This window comes from Neoaquamicrobium sediminum (genome assembly GCF_040970315.1).
GTDB classification, from domain to species: domain Bacteria; phylum Pseudomonadota; class Alphaproteobacteria; order Rhizobiales; family Rhizobiaceae; genus Aerobium; species Aerobium sediminum.
The window spans coordinates 143,901-166,517 of sequence record NZ_JAZHFV010000006.1; the positions used below are offsets into that span (position 1 = coordinate 143,901).

At 63.6% G+C, this 22,617-nt stretch carries 22 protein-coding genes; 15 read left to right on the top strand and 7 right to left on the bottom strand.

Features of this window, described 5'->3' with window-relative positions; all coding sequences use genetic code 11:
• Positions 1–42 precede the first annotated feature (42 nt).
• Positions 43–1,875, top strand: a complete 1,833-nt coding sequence (gene glgX, locus V1479_RS17425; protein WP_368804064.1) for a glycogen debranching protein GlgX — start codon at positions 43–45, stop codon at positions 1,873–1,875.
• Positions 1,862–3,430 (top strand): beta-galactosidase BglA, encoded by a 1,569-nt coding sequence (gene bglA / locus V1479_RS17430; protein ID WP_368804065.1) that lies wholly within the window; start codon positions 1,862–1,864, stop codon positions 3,428–3,430. Before glgX ends, bglA begins: the two co-directional genes overlap by 14 nt.
• Here the strand turns inward: bglA and V1479_RS17435 are convergent, their stop codons facing one another.
• Entirely contained in the window at positions 3,431–5,080 is a 1,650-nt protein-coding gene (locus V1479_RS17435) for a pilus assembly protein TadG-related protein (protein ID WP_368804067.1), read from the bottom strand. It abuts the gene before it with no gap.
• A 32-nt stretch (positions 5,081–5,112) separates the two neighbouring features.
• On the bottom strand, positions 5,113–5,523 hold the full coding sequence (locus V1479_RS17440) for a TadE/TadG family type IV pilus assembly protein (protein ID WP_368804068.1): 411 nt from the start codon (positions 5,521–5,523) through the stop codon (positions 5,113–5,115).
• Positions 5,524–5,891: 368 nt separating this feature from the next.
• Here V1479_RS17440 and V1479_RS17445 point away from each other — a divergent pair, with 368 nt between their 5' ends.
• The 7 genes from V1479_RS17445 to V1479_RS17475 all read left to right on the top strand — a co-directional run bounded on the left by V1479_RS17445 (position 5,892) and on the right by V1479_RS17475 (position 13,798).
• Entirely contained in the window at positions 5,892–7,760 is a 1,869-nt protein-coding gene (locus V1479_RS17445) for a TRAP transporter large permease subunit (RefSeq protein WP_368804069.1), read from the top strand.
• 35 nt (positions 7,761–7,795) lie between these two features.
• Positions 7,796–8,809: a TRAP transporter substrate-binding protein gene (locus V1479_RS17450; RefSeq protein ID WP_173192785.1), complete on the top strand. Its 1,014-nt coding sequence runs from the start codon at positions 7,796–7,798 to the stop codon at positions 8,807–8,809.
• A 78-nt stretch (positions 8,810–8,887) separates the two neighbouring features.
• Entirely contained in the window at positions 8,888–9,691 is an 804-nt protein-coding gene (locus V1479_RS17455; RefSeq protein WP_368804070.1) for an SDR family NAD(P)-dependent oxidoreductase, read from the top strand.
• Position 9,692: 1 nt separating this feature from the next.
• Positions 9,693–10,553: an IclR family transcriptional regulator gene (locus V1479_RS17460; RefSeq protein WP_368804071.1), complete on the top strand. Its 861-nt coding sequence runs from the start codon at positions 9,693–9,695 to the stop codon at positions 10,551–10,553.
• 52 nt (positions 10,554–10,605) lie between these two features.
• A complete protein-coding gene (locus V1479_RS17465; RefSeq protein WP_368804072.1) occupies positions 10,606–12,210 on the top strand; it encodes an acyl-CoA synthetase in 1,605 nt (534 codons plus the stop codon).
• The gene (locus V1479_RS17470) at positions 12,207–12,950 is read left to right on the top strand and encodes an SDR family NAD(P)-dependent oxidoreductase (protein WP_368804073.1); all 744 of its coding nucleotides are present in this window, start codon (positions 12,207–12,209) and stop codon (positions 12,948–12,950) included. The genes V1479_RS17465 and V1479_RS17470 overlap by 4 nt, the downstream gene beginning before the upstream one ends.
• Complete coding sequence (locus V1479_RS17475; protein ID WP_368804074.1) at positions 12,950–13,798, top strand: PCC domain-containing protein; 849 nt, start codon at positions 12,950–12,952, stop codon at positions 13,796–13,798. The genes V1479_RS17470 and V1479_RS17475 overlap by 1 nt, the downstream gene beginning before the upstream one ends.
• Before the next feature lie 42 nt (positions 13,799–13,840).
• Here the strand turns inward: V1479_RS17475 and V1479_RS17480 are convergent, their stop codons facing one another.
• Together V1479_RS17480 and V1479_RS17485 are read right to left on the bottom strand one after the other, a co-directional pair.
• Entirely contained in the window at positions 13,841–14,872 is a 1,032-nt protein-coding gene (locus tag V1479_RS17480; protein WP_368804075.1) for a TRAP transporter substrate-binding protein, read from the bottom strand.
• Between the two features lie 85 nt (positions 14,873–14,957).
• Positions 14,958–15,701, bottom strand: coding sequence for a GntR family transcriptional regulator (locus tag V1479_RS17485; RefSeq protein ID WP_368804076.1), 744 nt, complete (start codon positions 15,699–15,701; stop codon positions 14,958–14,960).
• Between the two features lie 169 nt (positions 15,702–15,870).
• On the opposite strand from V1479_RS17485, the gene V1479_RS17490 reads away from it, so the two are divergent.
• A complete protein-coding gene (locus V1479_RS17490; protein ID WP_368804077.1) occupies positions 15,871–17,016 on the top strand; it encodes a 5-methyltetrahydropteroyltriglutamate--homocysteine S-methyltransferase in 1,146 nt (381 codons plus the stop codon).
• 38 nt (positions 17,017–17,054) lie between these two features.
• On the opposite strand, the gene V1479_RS17495 is transcribed toward V1479_RS17490, so the two are convergent.
• Both V1479_RS17495 and V1479_RS17500 read right to left on the bottom strand, forming a co-directional pair.
• A complete protein-coding gene (locus tag V1479_RS17495) occupies positions 17,055–17,687 on the bottom strand; it encodes an NrsF family protein (RefSeq protein WP_368804078.1) in 633 nt (210 codons plus the stop codon).
• Entirely contained in the window at positions 17,687–18,229 is a 543-nt protein-coding gene (locus V1479_RS17500; protein WP_368804079.1) for a sigma-70 family RNA polymerase sigma factor, read from the bottom strand. The genes V1479_RS17495 and V1479_RS17500 overlap by 1 nt, the downstream gene beginning before the upstream one ends.
• A 250-nt stretch (positions 18,230–18,479) precedes the next feature.
• Between V1479_RS17500 and V1479_RS17505 the strand changes: the two genes are divergently transcribed.
• The 4 genes from V1479_RS17505 (at position 18,480) to V1479_RS17520 (ending at position 20,964) form a co-directional block, all read left to right on the top strand.
• Positions 18,480–18,779, top strand: a complete 300-nt coding sequence (locus tag V1479_RS17505) for a BufA1 family periplasmic bufferin-type metallophore (RefSeq protein WP_368804080.1) — start codon at positions 18,480–18,482, stop codon at positions 18,777–18,779.
• Between the two features lie 72 nt (positions 18,780–18,851).
• Positions 18,852–19,715, top strand: coding sequence for an MNIO family bufferin maturase (bufB, locus tag V1479_RS17510; RefSeq protein WP_368804081.1), 864 nt, complete (start codon positions 18,852–18,854; stop codon positions 19,713–19,715).
• Positions 19,715–20,491 carry an HvfC/BufC N-terminal domain-containing protein gene (locus V1479_RS17515; RefSeq protein WP_368804082.1) on the top strand — a complete coding sequence of 259 codons (777 nt, stop codon included), beginning with the start codon at positions 19,715–19,717 and terminating at the stop codon, positions 20,489–20,491. Before bufB ends, V1479_RS17515 begins: the two co-directional genes overlap by 1 nt.
• Positions 20,491–20,964, top strand: coding sequence for a DoxX family protein (locus V1479_RS17520; protein ID WP_368804083.1), 474 nt, complete (start codon positions 20,491–20,493; stop codon positions 20,962–20,964). The genes V1479_RS17515 and V1479_RS17520 overlap by 1 nt, the downstream gene beginning before the upstream one ends.
• A 5-nt stretch (positions 20,965–20,969) precedes the next feature.
• On the opposite strand, the gene V1479_RS17525 is transcribed toward V1479_RS17520, so the two are convergent.
• Positions 20,970–22,052 (bottom strand): LacI family DNA-binding transcriptional regulator, encoded by a 1,083-nt coding sequence (locus V1479_RS17525; RefSeq protein WP_368804084.1) that lies wholly within the window; start codon positions 22,050–22,052, stop codon positions 20,970–20,972.
• A gap of 266 nt (positions 22,053–22,318) precedes the next feature.
• On the opposite strand from V1479_RS17525, the gene V1479_RS17530 reads away from it, so the two are divergent.
• On the top strand, positions 22,319–22,498 hold the full coding sequence (locus V1479_RS17530) for a hypothetical protein (protein WP_368804085.1): 180 nt from the start codon (positions 22,319–22,321) through the stop codon (positions 22,496–22,498).
• Positions 22,499–22,617 lie beyond the last annotated feature (119 nt).

Here is a 22,617-nt window from a genome sequence, read left to right on the forward strand (position 1 = left end):
ATCTCCCCCACAAGGGGGTAGATCGGCTATCACCGCCGCCTCATGAGCCTTCAGCTCGGAGCATTTGCCACTCCCGACGGCGTCCGCTTTTCCGTCTGGTCCGGCGCTGCCGAGCGCATCTGGGTCTCGAGTTTCGATAAACTTGACCGCGAGACGGACCGCGTCGAGCTGGCGCGCGGGGCTGAAGGCATATTCTCGGCGGAGATCGCCGACCTCGGAGAAGGCGTCCGCTACGGCCTGCGCGCCGACGGGCCTTACAACCCCCAGCACGGCCTGTGGTTCGATCCCGACAAGCTGCTGGTCGATCCATACGCTTTGGAGATCGACCGGCCATTTGCCTACGATGCCAGGCTTGCAGCGCGGCGCGGGGAGGACGGCGATACCGCGCCGCTGATGCCCAAGGCACTGGTTCGCAAGCTGCCGCGGGTGGATGTCGCGCCGCCGCGTTTCAGGCCTGGCGGGTTGATCTACGAACTCAACGTACGTGGTTTCACAATGCGGCATCCGGCTGTGCCCGAGCATGTGCGGGGCACGATCGGTGCGCTCGCGCATCCTGGGGTCATCGAGCATCTCGTCGGGCTGGGCGTCGATGCCGTGGAGCTGATGCCGATCACCGCCTGGATGGACGAGCGCCATCTGCCGCCGCTCGGCCTGCGCAACGCATGGGGCTACAATCCCGTCAGCTTCATGGCGCTCGACCCCCGGCTTGCGCCCGGCGGCTGGGCGGAATTGCGGAAGACGGTGGCGGCGTTGCACGAGGCTGGCATAGGCGTGATCCTCGACCTCGTCTTCAACCACACGGCGGAGAGCGATGCGCTCGGCCCGACGCTCTCGCTGCGCGGCCTCGACGCGCGAGCCTATTACCGCCACGACGCTGACGGCCGGCTGGTCAACGACACCGGTACCGGCCATACGGTGGCATGCGACCATCCGGCGATGCAGCGCCTCGTGCTGGATTCGCTGCGCGCATTCGTGCGCCATGCCGGCGTCGACGGGTTTCGCTTCGACCTGGCGCCCATTCTCGGCCGCGATGCGAACGGTTTTCGGGCCGACGCACCGCTGCTGCGCGCGATGATCGAAGACGAAATCCTCGGCGATCGTGTCCTGTTAGCCGAGCCGTGGGACATCGGACCGGGCGGTTATCAGCTCGGCAATTTTCAGCCGCCGTTTCTTGAATGGAACGACCGTTTCCGCGACGATGTGCGCCGCTTCTGGCGCGGCGATGCCGGCATGGTCGGCTCGCTGGCGACGCGGCTTGCGGGGTCGTTCGACGTGTTTTCGGGCAATGCAACGCGCAGCGTCAATTTCCTCGCCGCACATGACGGGATGACGCTGCGCGATCTCGTCTCCTACGAGTGCAAGCACAACCTTGCCAATGGCGAGGACAATCGCGACGGGCACGACGACAATCTGTCGTGGAATCACGGTGTTGAAGGCGAGACCGCCGACGAGACGGTCGTGGCCGCGCGCCGGCAGGACATCAAAGCGCTGCTTGCAACCTTGTTCGTTTCGCGCGGAACGATCATGCTGTCGGCAGGCGACGAGTTCGGGCGCACCCAGAGCGGCAACAACAATGCCTATGCGCAGGACAACGCCATCACCTGGCTCGACTGGGAGGGGCGCGATGAGGAGCTGGAGGCCTTCGTGCGCGCGTTATCCGGCATTCGCCGCCGGATCGCGGCCTTGCGCGAGACGACGCGGCTAGACGAAAGCGAGGTCCGCTGGCTGCGTGAAGACGGTGCGCCGATGACCGTCACGGACTGGGAAGATCCGGCGCGGCAGCACCTGACGATGGTGGTCGGCGGTCTGCGGGTCGAGATCGGCCCCGACGAGGTGAAATGGCATGAGATGGAGAGCGACGATGGCCGAGACTGACCGGGACTGGTGGCGCGGATGCTCGATCTACCAGATCTATCCGCGCTCGTTTCAGGATACGACGGGCGATGGTGTGGGCGACCTGAAAGGCGTTGTCCGGCGATTGCATCATGCGGCCTCGCTCGGCGTCGACGCTGTCTGGCTGTCGCCGTTCTTCAAGTCGCCGATGGCCGACATGGGCTACGACGTTTCAGATTATTGCGACGTCGATCCACTGTTCGGCACGCTTGCCGACTTCGACGCGGTGGTCGAGGAGGCGCACCGGCTGGGGCTGAAGGTCATCATCGACCAGGTGCTGTCGCATTCGTCCGACCAGCACACATGGTTTGTCGAGAGCCGGGCGAGCCGTACGAACCCGAAATCCGACTGGTATGTCTGGGCGGACGCCAAGCCTGACGGCACGGCGCCGAACAACTGGCTTTCGGTGTTCGGCGGGCCGGCCTGGGAATGGGATGCGGTGCGGCGGCAATATTACATGCACAATTTTCTCGCCTCACAGCCGGACCTGAACTTCCACAATCCCGACGTCCAGGACGCGTTGCTGGATTCCGTGCGTTTCTGGCTGGACCGCGGCGTTGACGGTTTCCGCCTCGATACCGTCAATCATTATGTGCACGATGCGCTGCTGCGGGATAATCCGCCGCTTCCAAAGGGCAGGGGCAGCGACGTGCCGGAAGCCAACCCATACGGCTTTCAGGATCACGTCTACGACAAAACGCAGCCTGAAAACCTAGTGTTTCTGACGCGGCTGCGGGCGCTCCTGGAAACCTACGACGCGCGCGCGTCAGTGGGCGAAGTCGGCGATGGACACAGATCGCTGCAGACGGTTGCCAGCTACACAAGCGGCCCCGAGCGGCTGCATATGTGCTATACGTTCGACCTGCTCAGCCCGGAATTCTCTGCCGCCTATGTCCGCGGCCATATCGAGGCGTTCGAGGAGGCGGCACCCGAGGGCTGGGTCTGCTGGGCCTTTTCCAACCACGACGTGCCACGCCATGTCTCGCGCTGGCTGCGGCCCGACGAAGATGTCGATGCGATGGCGCGTTTCTCGATCGCGCTTCTTTGCTGCCTGCGCGGTTCGATCTGCATCTATCAGGGGGAGGAGTTGGGGCTGACGGAAGCCGACCTGGCTTTCGAGGATTTACGCGATCCCTACGGCATCCGCTTCTGGCCGGGTTACAAGGGGCGCGATGGATGCCGCACGCCGATGGTGTGGGATGAAGGGGAAGCCAATGGCGGCTTCTCCACCGCCAAGCCGTGGCTTCCGGTGCCGGCTGAGCATATCGCGCGCGCTGTCGACGTTCAGGACAAGACCGCCGGCTCAGTACTCAACCACTATCGCGCTATGCTGAAGATGCGGCGGGAAAGGCCGGCATTGATGCGCGGCACCATCAGGCTGGTCGACGGCCACGACAAGGACGTGCTTGCCTTCGAGCGCGAGGCGGAAGGCGAGCGGCTGCTCTGCGCCTTCAATTTCGGCACGGAGACGGTGCGGCTTGCCGGCCCGGAGGGGACCGAACTGCCGCCGCTTGGCTGGCAGGTGAAGCCTTCCTGACTACTGCACCAGAACGGCCCTGCCGCAATTCGCCCCGTGGACGCGCACGTCCGCCTGGCCAAGCGCCAGGCCGAGCGTCGACAGGAGGTTGGCCAGCACCGTGTCGAGAGCGGGGGCGGCAGCGCCGATAGTCTGCCCGAGAAGGCCGGTCAGATTCGACGGTAGGCCGATGCCGAGCCCGATGACATTGACGTCGAGATGCAGGCTCGAGAACAGCGACTTCGTCAGCGAACCGACGATCGCGTGCGTCGAAACCTGTTTGATCTTGCCGGACGCGATGTCTGACGCGGAGAATGCGAGCGTCTTGTAGTCCATCTCGGCGATCTCTGCGTGAGCCTGTGCGGTGACATTCACCAGTGGCATCTGAACGAGACGCGCCGGGGAACGCGGGGCCGGATTGGCGAAGTTCACGATCTTCGCCGGGTCCACTTCCGCCAGATAGAGATTGGCGATCCCTGGGCGCGCTTCCACGGAGACCTTGACGCCAGCGGGTGAGCCGGACGGGCAGGTGACGCCTTTCAGCCGTGCCTCCGCAAACGCCAGTTCGAGATAGAGGGGGATGCGGATTTTTGTACCTAGCAAGCCGCCGAGTCCGCCGATCTCGGCCACCAGCGATAGCCTTGTCTGGACTGTGCGTACAATGTCCCCATTGCTGCCGATCCGTAGCCAGGGAGACTGCTGGGGCGGTTCACCGATCGCAAGATCGACGGTGACGGCCAGCAGGCCCGGTACGTTCGCGCCGAGGTCGAGTGCGACCTGCTTGCCCTTGCCGGCAACGACGGTGCTGAGTGCCAGAAGCTCAAGTACCCCGACATCGGCGGCGATCTGCTCGATATTGGAGGCGAGGAGGTTGCCGTGGGACTGCCCGAGGTCGATAAGCCGCGAAAGCTGCAAGGTCGGTGCGCGGCCGCCCGATGCCTGGAACGCCAGCTTGCCGGCTGCCGATTTCGCACTGCCGCCCAGACCGGGTGTTTTTGAGAGGGACTTTGCAATCTGGCCAACTGTGACGGCCGCCTCAAGGGCTTGTTTGTAGCTGCCCGCACCAAGGTCGAGCTCTATCGCGAGCTGGTCGAGAAAGGATAGCAGGCTGACATCCGCATCCAGCAGCGCATTATAGTCCATCACCGATAGCGAGATGCTGGAGCCGGTAAGGCCACTCAGTAGCGTATTGACGATGCCGCCGTCGAGCGCGGCCAGGCGCGACCCGACGGAGAACGCGGCTTCTGCCTCAGTGCCTGCGGTGGCGGCGACCACGATCTCCGGCGGCGGAATGATCGCGCCGGCGAAATATCGCGAACCCGTCGTCCGATAGACGACCCTTGCTGCGTTGACCGGGCCGGCACCGGCTGTGAAACGCTCCTGGGGTATGGGGCCGGTAGCGTTGTAATGGCCCGTTACCACCGAGACGTTTACACCGGACGCTGCGTCCGTTGCGCCATTGTCTGCGAAGGTGACCATCGCGGCCTGCTCGGCCTTGCCCAGATTGGCCGCCGCGGTGATCGCGGCCAGGTCTACGAGTGCCTGAGCCTGACGCTTTTCGACATAAAGCGAGCCAGCGTCGACGGCAAATGCCGCAAGGGTGATCGCGACGGGCGCAAGGATGGCGGTCATCAACGCGAACTGGCCCGACGTGTCGCGCAGGACCCTCATTCCGCGGCGCAACCCGGATGACAACGAGCCCATCATATGCCTCCGATGCGAATGGTGGATCGACGCAGGATCGTGCGATGCGGCATTGCGAGGCGGTCGAACAGGCCCCAGATCGGCAGATTGCTGGCGTCGTAGCTTATGGTGACATTGAACTGGCCGGGCACTGCGGGATTGTCGCCGACGGAGACCGACAGCTTGTCACCATCGATAAAGAGATAGCCGCTGGCGTTGCGCCCAATGAAGTTGGAAGCCAGCGTCTGGCGCTCCGTGGCATCGATGCCGGCGATGGCCGCTCGCGCTGCGTCGGCAGACAGTTGCTGGACGGAATGGCTGGCACCGAAATAGATGCCGTAAGCCGTCATGCCCATGATGAGAAAAATGTAGAGCGGGCTGAGGATCGCAAACTCGACCGCCGCCGTGGCCGACCGGTCGGTGCCGAACATGCGAAGTCGAGATGTGCGATATTGCCTGCTCATATCCGAAGAAGAGCACGCACGGGGTAGGGAAGTGGTACAACGCAGATGCAACCACTGGTAGATTTGAATTGCGTTACGCTTCCATAGAGCACCTGCCTCGCGCTGTTGATCCACTATATGGATCGCTGTCTCTGCGCACTATGCTTGCCGTAAAAGGCGTTCTGTGCAAATAAGCAGGATGTAGGGAATCTGTGGTCCATAATGTGGATCATAGATGGGATTTCGCCAGGATCGGTCGGGAGGAGCGATTACCGCGCAGAGGTAGTTGCCGGCTTTAGATCCAGGGTGTGTTTCGCGACCTGTGTTCGCGGATTCGACGGGGAGGAGGAGCCTGCATGGCGTCTGCCAATGAGGAAGCGCTGACGATAGAGACGCAGGCCGAGGTTGTGGGGGCGAGGCCCGGCTCGGCACTGATGCGCCCGGTCGAAGCCGTGGCTGCGGTGCTTCTCGTCGTTATTGTCGGGCTGCTTCTGACGGGCGTCGTCGCGCGCTACGTGCTGCATACCCCGATCATCTGGGTCGACGAGGCCGCCTCGATCTCCTTCCTGTGGCTCGCGATGATGGGCGCGGCGATCGCGATCGACCGCAACGAGCATCTGCGGCTTACCGTGTTCATCGGCATGTTTCCTGACCGGCTACGCGGCTTTGTCGATGCGCTGGCGCTGTTGATCGTGGTGGTGGTGCTGGGCGCGCTGATCCTGCCGGCGATCGAATATGTGCGCGAGGAATCGTTCATCACGTCTGCCGCGCTCAACATATCGGTCAGCTACCGCGTGTCGGCCATCGTGCTTGGCATCGTGCTCATGCTGATTGTGGCGATCGGCCATCTGCTGCGCGAATCGAGGCCAGTCGACATCGCGATGGCTGTCGTGACGCTTGCGGTGATCGGCGGGCTTTTCTGGTTGGCGAAACCGGTCTTCCTGGGGCTCGGCCACGGCAACATCCTGATCTTCCTTGTCGGCGTGGCCGCGCTGTGCCTGGTTATGGGCGTGCCGATTGCCTTCTGCTTCGGCCTCGGCACCATCGCCTTCCTGACATTTTCCACGCATGTGCCGATGATCGTGATGATCGGCCGCATGGACGAGGGCATGTCGAGCCTGATCCTGCTGTCGGTGCCGATCTTCGTGCTGCTCGGCTGCATTCTCGACGCCACCGGCATGGGCAAGGCGATCGTGGAATTCATGGGCTCGCTGCTCGGCCACGTGAAAGCCGGCATGTCTTATGTGCTGCTGGGCTCGTTGTTCCTCGTCTCGGGCATCTCCGGCTCCAAGGTCTCCGACATGGCGACCGTGGCGCCGGCGCTGTTTCCCGAGATGAAGCGGCGTGGCCACAAGCCGAAGGAGATGATCGCGCTGCTGGCAACGGGTGCTGCCATGGCAGACACCGTACCGCCGTCCATCGTGCTGATCGTGCTCGGTTCGGTTGCGGGTGTCTCCATCGCAGCGCTGTTCACCTCCGGCTTCATTATTGCGCTGGTGCTGCTTCTGGCACTTGCGGTGCTGGCCCGATGGAAGGCGCGCCACGAGAACATGGATGGCGTACAGCGTGCGTCCTTCAAGGTGATACGCACCACCCTGTTGATCGCAGCGCCCGCACTGCTTCTGCCCTTCATCATCCGTGGCGCGGTCGGCGGCGGTATCGCCACCGCGACGGAAGTCTCGACCATCGCGGTGCTCTATGCCTTCGTCATCGGCATCGTGCTCTATGGCGGCATCAAGCCTGCCAAGATCTATGCGATGCTGGTCGAAACTGCCGCAATGTCGGGGGCGATCCTGCTGATCCTCGGCACTGCCTCGGCGATGGCCTGGGCGCTGACGCAGACCGGCTTCGCGTTCCAGCTCGCAACCGCGATGAAGGAACTGCCCGGCGGTTGGTTCTCGTTCATGCTGGTCACGATCGCAGTCTTCATGGTGCTTGGCTGCGTGCTGGAAGGGCTGCCGGCGATCGTGCTGATGGCGCCGCTGATGTTCCCCATCGCCAAGCAGCTCGGCATTCACGATGTGCACTACGCCATGGTCGTGGTCACGGCGATGAACATCGGCCTTATGGCGCCCCCCATCGGCATCGGTTTCTACATCGCCTGCAAGATCGGCGACGTCTCGCCGGACGAGGCTATGGGCGCGATATGGCCTTATCTGGGCGCGCTACTCATCGGCCTGCTTCTCATCGCAGCCGTTCCGGCGCTGTCGATTTCGTATCTGTGACGCCCATCAAACATGCAACCAAGGAGGAAACCCGCATGAACGTCACCCGCAGAACACTGGTGCTGGGGGCGGCCGCGCTGCCGCTGGTCAGCACGATCCGCTACGCCGGCGCCCAGTCGGCCGAGTTCAACTACAAATACGCCAACAACCTGCCGCTCTCGCACCCGATGAACGTGCGCGCGCAGGAGGCCATGGACAAGATCCGTGAGGAGACCAGCGGCCGCGTTGCGATCCAGATATTCCCGAACAACCAGCTCGGCGCCGACACCGACATGCTGAGCCAGGTACGTTCGGGCGGCGTCGAGTTCTTCACGCTGTCGCCGCTTATCCTGTCGACACTCGTTGCCAATGCCTCGATCAGCGGCATCGGATTTGCCTTCCCGAGCTACGATGAGGTGTGGCCGGCGATGGACGGCGAGCTCGGCGCCTATGTACGCGGCGAGATCGAGAAGTCCAACCTCGTCGTTATGGACAAGATCTGGGACAACGGCTTCCGCCAGATCACCTCGTCGGTGGGGCCGGTTGCCACGGCCGAAGACCTCAAGGGCTTCAAGATCCGCGTGCCGGTGAGCCCGCTGTGGACCTCGATGTTCACCGCCTTCGAATCCGCACCCGCCAGCATCAACTTCGCCGAGGTCTATTCGGCACTGCAGACCGGCATCGTCGACGGGCAGGAGAACCCGCTGGCCATCATCTCCACGGCCAAGCTCTACGAAGTGCAGAAGTATCTGTCCGTCACCAACCACATGTGGGACGGCTTCTGGTTCCTGGCCAACAAGCGCGCCTGGGAAGCGATGCCCGAGGATGTGCGCGAGATCGTGGCCCGCAACATCAACGAGGCAGCCGTCAAGGAGCGCGAGGACGTGGCTGCGCTCAATGCGACGCTGCGCGGCGAGCTGGAATCGAACGGCATGGCCATCAACGACGCCGAAGCTGCCTCCTTCCGCGAGAAGCTGAAGGAAGCCGGCTTCTACGCCGAGTGGAAGGGCAAATACGGCGACGATGCCTGGGCGATCCTCGAGAAGGCTGTGGGCGCCGATCTCGGCTAACGGCCTGAAACACAAATCTGCGGGCGGCCTCCGGGCCGCTCGCTACTGAAACTCCTATGCCTGCGGGGAAAGATCGGCGTGAGCCAGCGTCTCAAGGAAAAATGCGCAATCGTCTTCGGTGCCGGCTCGTCGGGCCCCGGCTGGGGCAACGGCAAAGCTGCGGCCGTCGCCTATGCGCGCGCTGGCGCTCGCGTCGCCTGTATCGACCTGAACGCGGGCGCTGCTGAGGAGACGGCTGCAATCATCCGCGAAGAGGGCAACGAGGCGATCGCGATTGCGGCGGACGTGACGCAACTTGCCTCGGTCGAGGCCGCAGCCTCAGCGACCGCCGATGCGTTCGGCGGCATAGACATCCTGCACAACAATGTCGGCGTCACGCACATGGGCGGACCCGTCGAACTGGATGAAGCGGCGTTCCAGGCCGCGCTCGACCTCAATATCGGCCCGGTCTACCGCACCGCCAAGGCGGTGCTGCCGCACATGCTCGAACGCGGCAGCGGGGCGATAGTCAACATCTCTTCGCTCGCGGCGATCCGCTATGTCGGCTACCCTTATTTCGCCTATTACGCCACCAAGGCGGCGGTGAACCAGGCGACCGTGGCGCTTGCGATGCAATATGCGCGGCAAGGCATTCGCGCCAACTGCATCATGCCCGGCCTGATCGACACGCCGCTGATCTACAAACAGATCTCCAGCCAATACGAAACCACCGACGATATGGTGGCGGCGCGCAACGCGATGGTGCCGCTAGGCCATATGGGCACGGCCTGGGACGTTGCGGCGGCCGCGGTCTTTCTGGCGTCGGACGAGGCACGCTTCATCACCGGCGTCTGCCTGCCGGTGGATGGCGGGCAGAGCTGCGCGGCCGGCGGGGCGGTGTGACATGACGGTGGTGGTTTCGCCGATGGATCGCGACGCGACCGGTTCGCAAAGCGTCGATCGCGCGCTCGGCCTTCTGTCGACCGTCGGCAGGCACGCCGATCGTGGTGTTACGCTCACGGACCTCGTCGCAGAAACCGGTCTCAACAAGCCGACCTGCCGCCGGCTGCTGCTGGCGCTGATGCGCGCAGGGTTCGTGGATCAGGATGCCGAGAGCCGCCGCTATTTTCCGGGCGAAGAGTCCTATGTGCTCGGTAGCCTCGCGTCGCGTCGCTTCGGCCTTTTGCAGCTCTCCATGGAGAGCCTGCTGCGGCTTTCCCGGAAGACCGAGGATTCGTCCTTCCTCTCGGTGCGGCGCGATACCTATTCGGTCTGCCTTTACCGGGAGGAGGGGACCTATCCGGTCCGCACGCATGCGCTGCAGGCGGGTTTCGAACATCCGCTCGGCGTAGGTGCCGGTTCCCTGGCGATGCTTTCGGCGCTTCCCGACGACGAGGTCGAGGCGATGCTTGCAGCCAATTCCGACGTGCTCGCGCAGAAATATCCCATGCTGTCACAGGACCGCATCCGCGAGGACGTGGCCGAAACGCGCCGCAAGGGCTACGCGCTCAATCCTGGGCTGATCTTCGCAAACTCCTGGGGCATCGGCGTCGTGCTGCGAACGCCAGAAGGGCGGATTGCCGGCGCGCTGAGCGTGGCGGCGATCGACAGCCGCATGCAGGAGGCGCGCCAGGCGGAACTGGCCGGCTATCTGCTGCAGGAGGCGCGGCTGGTCGAAGGCAAATTGGCGCAGATGTTCGCAGCCAGACACGCTAGCCGCGAAAACGGCAACGTGAAGGCCCCTGACAGAAGACTTTCCAGATGAATACGGTTGTGACAGCGGAGCGAAAGAGTTGACGGTGGACACAGGTGCACGGATGACGTCGAGCTCAACGCGGGTGATGAACCTGTCGCACTTCCTGACGCAGGCGGCGCGGCGGGACCCCGAGGGTATCGGCTTTGTCTGGGGAGAGCGGAGCTGGAGCTGGACCCAGATGGAGGCGCGGGTCGATGCCATGGCCGCAGCGCTCGTCTCCGAATTCGGTGTAACCAAGGGCGACCGCATTCTGGTTCAATCCTCCAACTGCAACCAGATGTTCGAATCCATGTTCGCCTGCTTCCGCGTTGGTGCGGTTTGGGTGCCGACCAACTACCGCCAGACGCCGGAGGATGTCGCCTATCTGGCGCAGGCGAGCGGCGCGCGCGGCATGATCTGCGGCGCGGCTTTTGCGGATCATGCGGCGGCCTGTCGACAGGCTTCGCCGCATATCGGCTTCGTCATCTCGATCGGCGGCTCCTCGTTCGGCGAAGACTACGACGCGATCGTCGCCCGGCATGAGGGCGCCAAGGTGCGTGGTGCTGCGGTCGACCGCGACGATCCATGCTGGTTCTTCTTCACGTCCGGCACGACCGGCCGGCCCAAGGCGGCAGTGCTGACGCATGGCCAGATGGCGTTCGTCATCACCAACCACCTGTGCGACCTGATGCCGGGCACCGGGCCTCACGACGCCTCCATCGTGGTTGCGCCGCTGTCGCATGGCGCGGGAGTGCACCAGCTCGTTCAGGTCGCGCATGGCGTCAAGACGATCCTGCCTGCTTCCGAGAAGCTGGAAGTGGGCGCCGTCTGGTCTCTGATCGAGAAGTGGCGCGTGACCAATCTCTTCACTGTGCCGACGATCCTCAAGATGCTGATCGAGGACCCGGCCGTCGAAAAGATCGACCGTTCCTCGCTGCGCTACGTGATCTATGCCGGCGCGCCGATGTATCGCGAGGACCAGAAGCGGGCACTCGCCACGCTCGGGCCGGTGCTCGTGCAGTATTTCGGGCTGGGCGAAGTGACGGGCAATATCACCGTGCTGCCCCCGGCGTTCCACACGCCGGATGATGGTCCGCATGCGCGCATCGGCACTTGCGGCTTCGAGCGCACTGGCATGCAGGTCGAAATCCAGAACGACGACGGAGACGAGGTCGCGCCCGGCGAGACCGGCGAGATCTGCGTCGTCGGTCCGGCCGTCTTTGCCGGCTATTACGACAACCCCGAAGCCAACGCGAAGTCGTTCCGCAACGGATGGTTCCGCACCGGCGATCTCGGTCACATGGACCAGAACGGCTTCGTCTATATAACCGGCCGGGCGTCCGACATGTACATTTCCGGCGGCTCGAACATCTATCCGCGCGAGATCGAGGAAAAGATCCTGCAGCACCCCGCCATCAGCGAGGTGGCGGTGCTTGGCGTGCCGGACCCCGTCTGGGGCGAGGTCGGCGTTGCGGTCTGCGTGGCGCGGGAGGGGTTGGCCGCGGCCGACATCGACGTCAGGTCCTGGTTGGAAGCGAAGATCGCGCGCTACAAGATGCCGAAGCGCTTCGTGTTCTGGCCGGAGATGCCGAAATCTGCCTACGGCAAGATCGCCAAGAAACTGATCCGCGAGGAGCTGGAACGGCGCGGCGAGCTCGGCGAGCGCACGCAGGAGCCGGCGGCGTGAGCGGGGCCGTCGTCGTCACCGGCGGGGCGTCCGGCATCGGATTCGCGACTGCCCGCCTGTTGAACGAGCGTGGCTGGAATCCATGGCTCTTCGACCTGAACCGAGAGGCGCTGGATGCGGCCTGTGACGCACTCGCCCTGCCACGCGAGCACGGTGTGGCGCTGAGCGTGACCGACGAGGACGCCGTCGAGGCAGCCATGGCCAGCATCGCCGCCGATTGGCCGCTGGCCGGCGTCGTGAACTGCGCGGGCATCGGCATGGACAAGCCGGCCGTCGAGACCAGCGTCGAGGACTTCCGGCACATCGTCGACGTCAACTTGACCGGCACCTTCATCGTCTCGCGGGCGGCTGCCCGTATCTGGCTGGCCGGCGGGCAGGGCGGCTCGATCGTCAACATCACCTCGATCTCCGGCCTGATGGGCAACAAGGGGCGCAGCGCCTACGGCTCGTCCAAGGGCGGGCAGAACCTTCTGACGCTGGTGATGGCGAACGAACTCGGGCCGAGCGGCATCCGGGTCAACGCTGTCGCGCCTGGGCCAATCGATACGCCGCTGGCGCGTGCCGTCCACACCGAAGATGTCCGCCGCCAGTGGCACGAGCGGGTGCCGCTGCGCCGCTACGGTCAACCCGACGAGATCGCAACGGCGGTGGCGTTCCTGATTTCCGACGATGCGGCCTACGTCAACGGCCAGGTGCTGGCTGTCGACGGCGGCTTCGTCACCGCGGGGCTGGCCGGCTGATGGCCATGCGTTCGATCCGCCATCCCGGCCCGGTTGCGCCAGTACGGGAAAGGGTCGCTGCCGGCCGCGCCGTGCCGCTGGTCCTGCGCCTGCGGGCCGGGCAAAGCGTCAACGCGGCGGTCACTGGAGCGCTGGCGCAGGCCGGGTACGCATCCGGCTATGCCGATCTCGACAGACTCGCGATCGAGCCGATGCACTACGTCATCCCGGCTGCTGCACCTGATACGTCGCATGCCGCCTGGTACAGCGACACACGTTCGCCGGCCGGCGTCGTCACCGTGGAGCGGGCGGGCGTCATCGCCGGCATCCGCGATGGCGAGCCGTTCATCCATTGCCATGGCATCTGGCTGCATAACGACGGTGAACGGCGTGCCGGCCACCTGCTGCCGCATGAGGCGATCGTGGCAAGGGACACCGATGTGCGGGCCTGGGGCCTCGACGGCGCCATGTTCGTGGCGAAAGACGACGCCGAAACCAACTTCAAGCTTTTCTCCGCCGGGGCGGCAGCCGACGATGGAGATTTATCTTCCAGGCAGCGAGCGCTGGCATGCACCATGCGCCCCAATGGCGATATTTCGGCGGCGATCGAACGCGTCTGCCAAAGCCACGGCTTCATGAATGCGTCGGTTGTCGGTGTTGGCAGTCTCGTAGGCGTCGATTTTGCCGACGGTTCCCATGTCGCGTCCTACGCGACCGAAGTGATGGTGCGGCGCGGGACGGTTGTCGAGGGGCGCTGCGAACTGGACGTCGCGCTGGTCGACATGAACGGCGACATCCACGAGGGATTGCTCGCGCACGGCAGCAATCCGGTCTGCGTCACGTTCGAGCTGGTCATCGTCGAAGAATAGCATCGTGACCGGCACGCGGCCGGCCACGAGCAAATGCGACGCCTACATCTCCGGCGTGTGCTTGGTGATGAGTTCCTGGGCTTCCGTCACCATTGCTTCAGCGTCCAGCCCCTTGGCGCTCATCTCTGCGATCCAGGCATCGATCAGCGGCGCGGCGGCATCCTTCCAGCGCTGGGTCTCGGCTTCATCGAGCGTGATGATGTTGTTGCCGAGGTCCTGGGCGATCTTGAGACCGCCGGCATCGCCCTCGTCCATCACGCGGCCGAACATCGCGGCCGTCTCGATGCCGGAGTTGGCGTCGATCACCGCCTTCAGGTCGTCGGGCAGCTTGTCGTAGGAAGCCTGGCTCATGGCGAAGACGAAGGTCTGCGTGTAGAGGCCATGCGAGCCGGAGAAGCCGGTGTGGTTCTTGACCAGTTCCGAGACGCGCAGCGACGGCGTCACCTCCCAGGGGATGGTCGTCGCGTCGATCACGCCTTTCGACAATGCTTCGGACACCGCCGGAACTGGCATGCCCACCGGAGTGGCGCCCAACGCCTCGAGCATCTGGTTGATGACGCGCGAGCCGCCGCGAATCTTCAAGCCCTTCATGTCCTCGAGCTTGTTGACCGGGTTCTTGGAGTGAATGAGGCCGGGCCCGTGCGCGTGCCACGCAATCACCTTCATGCCGGCAAACTCGTCGACACAGCGTTTTTCGCAATATTCATGAAACGCCTTGGACGTCGCCTCGCCGGTGGTCATGAAAAACGGCAGTTCGAACGTTTCCGTTGATGGGAAACGGCCAGGCGTATAGCCGATGACGGTCCAGATCAGATCGACGACATTGTCGTTTACCTGGTCGACGAGCTGAGGCGGCGTGCCGCCGAGCGCCATCGCGTCGAACTGGTCGATCTGGATGCGACCGCCGGAATCGGCCACCACTTTCTCGCGCCAGGGCGTGAGCGCCTTGGCGGGAATCGTCGCCTGTGGCGGCAACATCTGGTGGAGGCGCAGCGTCACCTCCTGCGTATAGGATGCCGCAGTCATCGCCCCAAGGGCGGCTGCGGCTAGAAGCAGCGATTTCAGCTTACGCATGTCAGGTATCCTCCCAAAAGAACCGCTGATTGTTATATAATAGAACTTTTCGCGGGGAAAGCCCGCACCTGTTTCAATGCCTGAGTCAGCCCGCAACGAGAACGAGGCCCGGCACGCGCTCGATCAGGTCCTTGTCCTTCATCACGAAGTCGAGGTTGATCCGCGCCAGCCGCGCATGTTCGCGGGTCACCGCTTCAGCGCGCGAGCCCTCGCGCATCTCGATTGCCAGTGTGATCGCGCGGTGCTGCGCCTGGCCGACGCCGAGCGAGGCGCGGAAGGCTGGCACGCTGGTCTGGGCGTTGAGAAACGCGCTTGGGCCAGCAAAAGGCAGGTGCATGACCCGCTCGATCTCGCGCTGGACGATCCGGCTGCCCGACAGCGTGCCCAGCATCTCGTGAAACTCGGCGTTGAGGGCAATATAGGCGTCGAGGTCCATCGTTTCGGGCGGCACGGCGACGACATCGTCAAGTTGACGAACGAGGGCCTTGAAAATGGCGAGCTTTGCCGGCGATACGCCGCGCTCGGCGGCAAGGCGGGCGGCGGTCCCTTCCAGCACGCCCCGCAGTTCGATCGCGTCTATCACGTCGGCTTCGGTAAAGAGCCGCACGGAGTAGCCCCCCGATGGAATCGCATCGAGGATGCCTTCCTGCTCGAGGCGGGCGAGCGCGGCGCGCACGGGTGTCCGCGACAGGCCAAGCCGCTCGCTGACGCTGACTTCGGACATACGTTCGCCCGGCGGTATTGCCCCGGAGAAGACCAGATCGCGTACACCCAGAACCGCCTTGAGCGTCTGGGAAGAACCCTTTTCCTGGCGCGCTTCGCGGGCCATGGCATCATCCTTTCGTGTCGTATCGGCGTGTCCTTAGCACATCGCCGTGGGCTCCGTCGCGCCAGTACGTTCTGTATACAACAAGCTGTCAAGTGGATGGTGCTTGCGCCTGCTCCATGCTAGCGAGCCTGCGTCCGAGTCATATCTGCAGCATTTCGGAGGAGACGCCATGAGCACTGTATCCAACGCCCCGTCGACCAAGCTGAGGCCACCTTTCCGCGCCGACCATGTCGGAAGCCTGCTCCGGCCACAATCCGTGAAGGATGCGCGCCGGCGCCACTATGAGGAAAAGGCGATCGACGCCGAAGAGCTCAAGGCGGTTGAAGACGAGGCGATCCGCTCCGTCGTGCGCATGCAAGAGAACGCTGGGCTGCCGGTCGTGACCGACGGCGAGATCAGGCGCTCCTTCTGGCATTACGATTTCATGGGCGAATTGCAGGGGCTCGACCTCGAGGAGCGCGACGAGGGCGTGCAGTTCCACGGCGTAAAGCTGCGTCCGATCTTCCCGACCATCACGGGAAAGCTCGACTTCCCCGACGATCACCCGATGCTGGAGCATTACCGCTTTCTGGCTGGCGCCACTGACGTGATGCCGAAGATCTCGATACCCGGTCCAAGCTGCTGCCATTTCCGGGTTGCGAAGTCCGACATCCATCCCAAGGAATATCAGGACGCCGAAGCGCTGTTCGCCGATCTTGCCGCCACCTATGCCAAGGCCGTGCGCGCCTTCTACGACGCCGGTTGCCGATACCTGCAGATGGACGATATTTTCTTTGCCTACCTCTGCGATCCCAAGCACCGCGCGGCGAAGGCGGAAGAAGGACAGGACCCGGACTGGCTGATCGACCGCTATGCGTGGATGATGCACGAGGCGATCAAGGACCGGCCGGACGACATGGTGATCGGCATGCATATGTGCCGCGGCAACTTCGTGTCGACCTATGCGGCGGAGGGCGCCTACGACCCGGCCGCCGACGCGATCTTCAACAAGACGGGCGTCGACATCTACTTCATGGAGTATGACAGCGAGAGGGCCGGTGGGCTGGAGCCGCTGCGCCTGTTGCCCAAGGGCAAGAAGCGTGTGCTGCCGGGCTTCATAACCACCAAGGTGGGCGATCTCGAAGACCTCGAGGACCTGAAGCGCAAGTTCGACGCGGCTTCGCAGTTCGCCGACATCGACCAGCTCGGCATCGCGCCGCAATGCGGTTTCGCTTCCACCGAGGAAGGCAACAAGATCACCGAGGACGACCAGAAGCGGAAGCTCGACCTGGTGGTGAAAACAGCCGAGACGATCTGGGGTGGCGTCGACAAGTAGAAATGATCGCCGCGGGGTGATGCGCCGCGGCGGCCAGCCTACCAGCGCAGCGCGTAGCGACCGGCAAGTGCGCCCACACCTGCAAGGATGCCGATCGCGACGCTGTACCAGGCGGCCACGAACAGGGGTGAATCGTCCGTGCAGTGGGCGGCGTAGAACATCGCCGCCACGCCGCCCGCCACCACGCCCGCCATGGCGCCGGTGAGAATAGGACGCGTCGGTGCGCCCTTGCGCAGGGCCACGATCATGATCGCCAAGGGCCCCAGCCCGATCAGCGGGATGTAGGTGAGGCAAACCCAGAGATTGGTGCCGATCCAGGACGAAACCCACGCCTCTCTCGGCAGCACCGACAGCTCGACCAGAACCGCGATCACCACGGCGGTTGGGGCGGCCAGTGCTGCCCACATCGGCGGCCGCGCGCCGGGGCGTGCCAGCGCCTGGACGAGCGGGATCGTGCTGGCGAGCAGGATCGCAACCAGCAGGAACTTGAGCGGGAAGCGGATCGTGGACAGCACCGCCTGAAAATCCGGCCGGGGGCCCAGCAGGACGCTGAAGACCAGCGCGGCGAGCATGAAGCCCGCCGTCACGCAAAGCAGCCACGTCCTGCCGATCGGCGCTTCCTTGCGTCCGGTGTCGGCGGCAATCGCCTTTATCAGATCGTCGGTGCGCATCAGCCGCCACCTCCAAATCTTTGAGCGATTGCGGCAAGGCCGCGGTGAAGCGCGACGCGCACGGCGGTTTCCTTCATGCCCAGGCGCGTAGCCGTCTCGGTAATCGACTTGCCTTCGAGGCTTATCGCGGAAACCACATCCCGCTGCCCGGAGGTCAGGCACTCCAGAGCGCGTTCAAGTTCGCGTTCGCTGACCGTCCGTTGCTCCTCGCTGGCGAGCTGGTCGGAAAAGTCATCGATGTCGACGGAAACAGCGCGGCCGTGCCGGCGGAAGGCGTCCACTATCTTGTAGCGCGCAATTGCGTGCACCCACGGCCCCAGCGGGCTGTCGGCGCGCCATGTGTGGCGCTTGAGATGAATGGCCAGCAATGTTTCCTGCACGATATCCTCCGGGTCCAATCCCGACGATGATCCGACTCTTCTGCCGACAGTCGCTCTGACCAATCCCGCGATCTCGCGCAGGAAGTTGGCGTAGGCCGCTTCGTCGCCATCCAGCGCGGCCCGCAACAATTCGGAAAGCCGTGCATCCATTTGAGGCGTCAATACGTGTCTCCAATTCGTGCGACGATGCCAACTTGTTACAGAGTACCGGGTCGAATTGTCGAATCCACTCTCTCGGTGCCGAACACAAGCGTGTGTAGCGCACGCGAATTCACGAAGCCATCACGAAGCCGTGTCCCGAACAGTCGGCTGTAACATGCTCGCTTCTCCATCGAATTGGTCTGCATGAAGCCACTCCCGGCTTCTGTCACGAAGCCGATCAGGCTTCAGCCAACATGGAGGTATCCAGGACATGAACCGTCAGATTCTCTCGCTCGCACTTGCCAGCTCGCTTGCAACCGCTATGGGCGCCGCCGCCGTCTCGTCCGCTTCGGCCCAGGATAAGGAAAACATGGAGAAGTGCTACGGCGTCGCCATGGCCGGCCAGAACGACTGCGCCGCCGGTCCGGGCACGACGTGCGCCGGCACGTCCAAGGTCGACTACCAGGGTAATTCCTGGAAGCTGGTTCCGGCTGGCACGTGCGAAACGATGGAACTGCCTGACAACCGCATGGGCAGTCTCGAAGCGCTTACCCGCGACATTCCCTCCTGAGACTGACAGCCGCCGGGGCGCCGATTTAGGCGCCCCGGCAATCTCCCGAAATGCATGACGAAGGAAGCCAGGATGACGCGCTTCAACACCTTGCCCCAACGTGCCGGTCTCGGGCTCAAACCCGAACACTATGGAGACATACTTTCCGGCAATCCGAACATCGGCTTCTTCGAAGTGCATGCGGAAAACTACATGGGCGAGGGCGGTCCGCCGCATCGCTACCTTTCGGCCATTGCGGAGCGCTATCCGCTGTCCCTGCATGGCGTTGGACTGTCGATCGGCGGTAGCCGCGAACTCGACAAGACGCATCTTGGTCGCCTGAAAAAATTGATCGAGCGCTATCGCCCGGCATCCTTCTCCGAACATCTTGCGTGGTCGACGCACGAAAGCGGTTATTTCAACGACCTACTGCCCTTGCCTTATACAGACGAAACGCGGGATCGCATCTGCGCGCACATCGACCAGGTACAGGAAGCGCTCGGCACGCGCATGCTGCTTGAGAACCCGTCGACCTATCTGCTTTTCGAGGAAAGCACGATCGATGAGATCGACTTTCTGCGAACGATTTCAGAGCGCACCGGTTGTGGGCTGCTGCTCGACGTCAACAATGTGATGGTCTCTGCGATCAACCACCGGCTGGATCCGTACGACTACATCCGCCGTTTCCCCGTCGAGCGTGTCGGCGAGATCCATCTTGCCGGCTACGATGAGACCGCTGACGAAGCGGGCGAGCGACTGGCAATCGACGCGCACGCTTCGACCGTGCATGACGACGTGTTCGCGCTCTATGAATTCGCGCTCGGCCGCACGGGACCAATCCCGACGCTGGTGGAGTGGGACAATGACGTTCCTGACTTTCCGACACTGAGCGCGGAAGCCGAACGGGTCGACGATGCACTTGCGCGTCTGCCGGACATCGGCCGTCGGGTGGCATGATGCAACACGCCACTCTCGAGGCCCGCTTTGCAGCTGCACTGACGGACCCGGAACTTCCGCTGCCGGAAGGCCTGACGAGTGCACGCGGGCAGCCGGACAAACTCCGCTTCGCAGTCTATCGCAACAATGTGCATGTCAGCCTGGTCGAGGCGTTGGTGCGGGCCTTTCCCGTTGTTTACCGGATTGTCGGGGACACGTTCTTCCGTGCCATGGCGCGTGCTTATGTGGCGGTCCACAAGCCGGAAGACGCAGTCCTGATCCGCTACGGCGCCAGCTTCTCAGACTTCATAGCCAGCTTCACCCCGGCAGGTTCGCTTGCCTATCTAGCCGATGTTGCGCGCCTCGAATATGCGTGGAGCGAAGCCTACCATGCCGCTGACGTGGACCCGATCGGGTTGCAGAGCCTTGCGGCCGTTGCTTCCGAGATGCTTCCCGACACGCGGTTGATCGCGCACCCGGCGACGCGTCTGCTTGCGTCCAGCCATGCCATCGGTTCGATCTGGGCTGCGCACCAGCAAGAGCGTGTCGCGCCGGTGCAAACGGCGATGGCCCAAACCGTTCTTGTCACGCGCCCCGAAGCGGAGGTTAAGGCATCGATCCTGCCCGCGGTCGACGCGCCCTTCATTACCGCGCTGCTTGCCGGCGATACGATCGGCGATGCCGCCGAAGAGGCAGGTAGGCACAGCAGCGATTTCAATCCTGGAGCGGCGTTGGCGGGTCTGATCTCGCTGGGTGCTATTTCGGGACTGCAAGTCAACAGCCAGGAGACGTTCTAATGAATACCGTGGTGGAACGCGGCACCGGTCTGCTGCACCGTTTTGATGCGTTGCTCGCGTCGATACCGCCGTCGCTGGCGTTGCTGGTCCTGCGTATAGCGCTGGCGGTTCCCTTCTTCCGGTCGGGCCTTACCAAATGGGACGGCTTTCTGAGCCTGTCACCGTCGGTGAACTACCTTTTCGCGAACGAATTCAAGCTGCATCTGTTCGGGCAGGCTTTGGATTTTCCGTTTCCGACGCTTGCGGCATGGGGCTCGTCTCTTGGCGAGATCGTCTTTCCTGTGTTGCTCGTGGCCGGCCTGTTCACACGCTTTGCCGCGTTCGGGGTGTTGCTGATGACCGCCGTCATACAACTCACGATTCCCGATGGCTGGGCCAACTTCCATCTGCCATGGGCGGCCATGGCGCTGGCGCTTGTCGTTTACGGCGGCGGACGTATTTCAGCCGACGCTTTGCTGCCTGCTGTCCGGTAGGCCGGCTACCGCATACGCTGGGCCGGCGGCGGCGCGGTCGAGTTGCGGATGGCGAGTTGGACGTCCATGGTCTCGCGCCAGACCTCGTGTCCATGATCGAGAATGGCCTTTACCGCGCGGCGGCCGATTTCGGCGATTGGCTGCTGGATGGTAGTGAGGGGAGGGGTCGACCGCTCGCATTCGGGAACGCCATCGAACCCGATGACGGAGACGTCCCCGGGCACGGAGATCCCCCGCGCGCGCAGCCAGTCCATCGCAATGAAGGCGATGCGGTCGGATTGTGCGAGCAGGGCCGTCGGCGGTGTGGGTGAGGAAAACAGGTCCTCCAGTGCCGGATGAACGGTCGCCTCGTCTGCAAGCGTCTCGAAGATCGGGATCGACGATGTGTCGATGTTCCAACCTGCGAGCTCGTCGAGATAGCCCTTCACCCGGTCGCCCGAGGCGGAGAATGTCGACCCTGAGATGCGTTCTGCGGTTGCGCGGCCAAAGCCGCCTTCCTGAAACTCCATGGCCAGAATGGCGAAGTCGCGATGGCCGAGTTCCGCCATGTGCCGGGCAGCGACCCGGGCGCCCGCGACATTGTCGACGGCAACCACCGAAATGGTCTCGTCGCGATGTCCGAAGGCAAGCGCGACGAACGGCAACTGACGTTCCCGCGACAGGTCGATGAGCCGCTCGGCACCCTCCAGGCAGAACAGGATGAAGCCGTCCACCAGCGCGTTGCGGACATTCCAGATCAGCTCATCCTCGTTCGCCGCAGAGACCAGCGAGATACCGGTGCCGTTGGCGTCGCACGCCTCGGTGATGCCGGTCATGAGCACGCGGGCGAAAGGGTCGGTGAAGAAATAGCCGAGCGGCTCGACGGTCGCGACGCCGATCGCGTTGACCTTGCCGGCGCTCAGCAGGCGGCCCTTCGGATCGGGTCCGCTATAGCCGATGGATGCGGCGGCCGCGAGGACGCGTTCGCGAACCTCCTTGCTGACGATTTCCGGCCGATTGAAGACATTCGAAGCCGTTCCCTTGGAAACGCCCGCCGCGCTCGCGACGTCGGCCAGTTTGGGGCTTTTGTCGAGTATCAGTTTTCCCATCAGGGCAATCGTCTCACAAATTCGGTCTCAAGTCCTTGATTTCGGCGCGGACTTGAACCGGTTCAAAATAATTCTTGACCACGGGAATGCAAGGCGTATCTTTGAACCGGTTCAAACCGCAGATCTGCACGGCTGATGAACCGGTTCAATTTTGCGCGCTCATTCGGTGGAGTGTTGAGATGTCTGTGATGGAGCTTCGGGGACCCGTGCCTTTTCGTGGAGCGCGGTACGACTTTCTCGGGACATTGCAGGCGGGCTGGCAAGCGATGCTCGCTCACCGTGAGGAACGGCGGACGATCGTGAAACTGTCGCGGCTTCCTGTTCATGTCATTCGCGACATGGGTTTCGATCCCGAGAGCGTTTACGCGGCCCTCGATGGCTCGTGGGACGAGGTCGACCCGGCCAGGCCCTATCGAAATCACCTGCCCAGAAACGGTCGGGTGTGAGCGCGGGCAGACGCTGCTCGCGTACACTTGCCAGCCGGCACGGCATCGTCTATTGAACCGCTCATGACCAAGCGCAGCGCCTCTCACACGACACGTTCGACCGCTTTTGCGGGCGAGAC

Bases quoted from the DNA above. Each gene is read 5' to 3' on its own strand.
- V1479_RS17490 (WP_368804077.1), top strand. From the start codon at position 15,871: ATGAGCACTGTATCCAACGCCCCGTCGACCAAGCTGAGGCCACCTTTC.
- bglA (WP_368804065.1), top strand. From the start codon at position 1,862: ATGGCCGAGACTGACCGGGACTGGTGGCGCGGATGCTCGATCTACCAG.
- V1479_RS17495 (WP_368804078.1), bottom strand. From the start codon at position 17,687: ATGCGCACCGACGATCTGATAAAGGCGATTGCCGCCGACACCGGACGC.
- V1479_RS17480 (WP_368804075.1), bottom strand. From the start codon at position 14,872: ATGCGTAAGCTGAAATCGCTGCTTCTAGCCGCAGCCGCCCTTGGGGCG.
- V1479_RS17440 (WP_368804068.1), bottom strand. From the start codon at position 5,523: ATGTTCGGCACCGACCGGTCGGCCACGGCGGCGGTCGAGTTTGCGATC.
- V1479_RS17445 (WP_368804069.1), top strand. From the start codon at position 5,892: ATGGCGTCTGCCAATGAGGAAGCGCTGACGATAGAGACGCAGGCCGAG.
- bufB (WP_368804081.1), top strand. From the start codon at position 18,852: ATGACGCGCTTCAACACCTTGCCCCAACGTGCCGGTCTCGGGCTCAAA.
- V1479_RS17530 (WP_368804085.1), top strand. From the start codon at position 22,319: ATGCTCGCTCACCGTGAGGAACGGCGGACGATCGTGAAACTGTCGCGG.
- V1479_RS17450 (WP_173192785.1), top strand. From the start codon at position 7,796: ATGAACGTCACCCGCAGAACACTGGTGCTGGGGGCGGCCGCGCTGCCG.
- V1479_RS17525 (WP_368804084.1), bottom strand. From the start codon at position 22,052: ATGGGAAAACTGATACTCGACAAAAGCCCCAAACTGGCCGACGTCGCG.
- glgX (WP_368804064.1), top strand. From the start codon at position 43: ATGAGCCTTCAGCTCGGAGCATTTGCCACTCCCGACGGCGTCCGCTTT.
- V1479_RS17475 (WP_368804074.1), top strand. From the start codon at position 12,950: ATGGCCATGCGTTCGATCCGCCATCCCGGCCCGGTTGCGCCAGTACGG.
- V1479_RS17435 (WP_368804067.1), bottom strand. From the start codon at position 5,080: ATGAGGGTCCTGCGCGACACGTCGGGCCAGTTCGCGTTGATGACCGCC.
- V1479_RS17465 (WP_368804072.1), top strand. From the start codon at position 10,606: ATGACGTCGAGCTCAACGCGGGTGATGAACCTGTCGCACTTCCTGACG.
- V1479_RS17520 (WP_368804083.1), top strand. From the start codon at position 20,491: ATGAATACCGTGGTGGAACGCGGCACCGGTCTGCTGCACCGTTTTGAT.
- V1479_RS17505 (WP_368804080.1), top strand. From the start codon at position 18,480: ATGAACCGTCAGATTCTCTCGCTCGCACTTGCCAGCTCGCTTGCAACC.
- V1479_RS17460 (WP_368804071.1), top strand. From the start codon at position 9,693: ATGACGGTGGTGGTTTCGCCGATGGATCGCGACGCGACCGGTTCGCAA.
- V1479_RS17485 (WP_368804076.1), bottom strand. From the start codon at position 15,701: ATGGCCCGCGAAGCGCGCCAGGAAAAGGGTTCTTCCCAGACGCTCAAG.
- V1479_RS17515 (WP_368804082.1), top strand. From the start codon at position 19,715: ATGCAACACGCCACTCTCGAGGCCCGCTTTGCAGCTGCACTGACGGAC.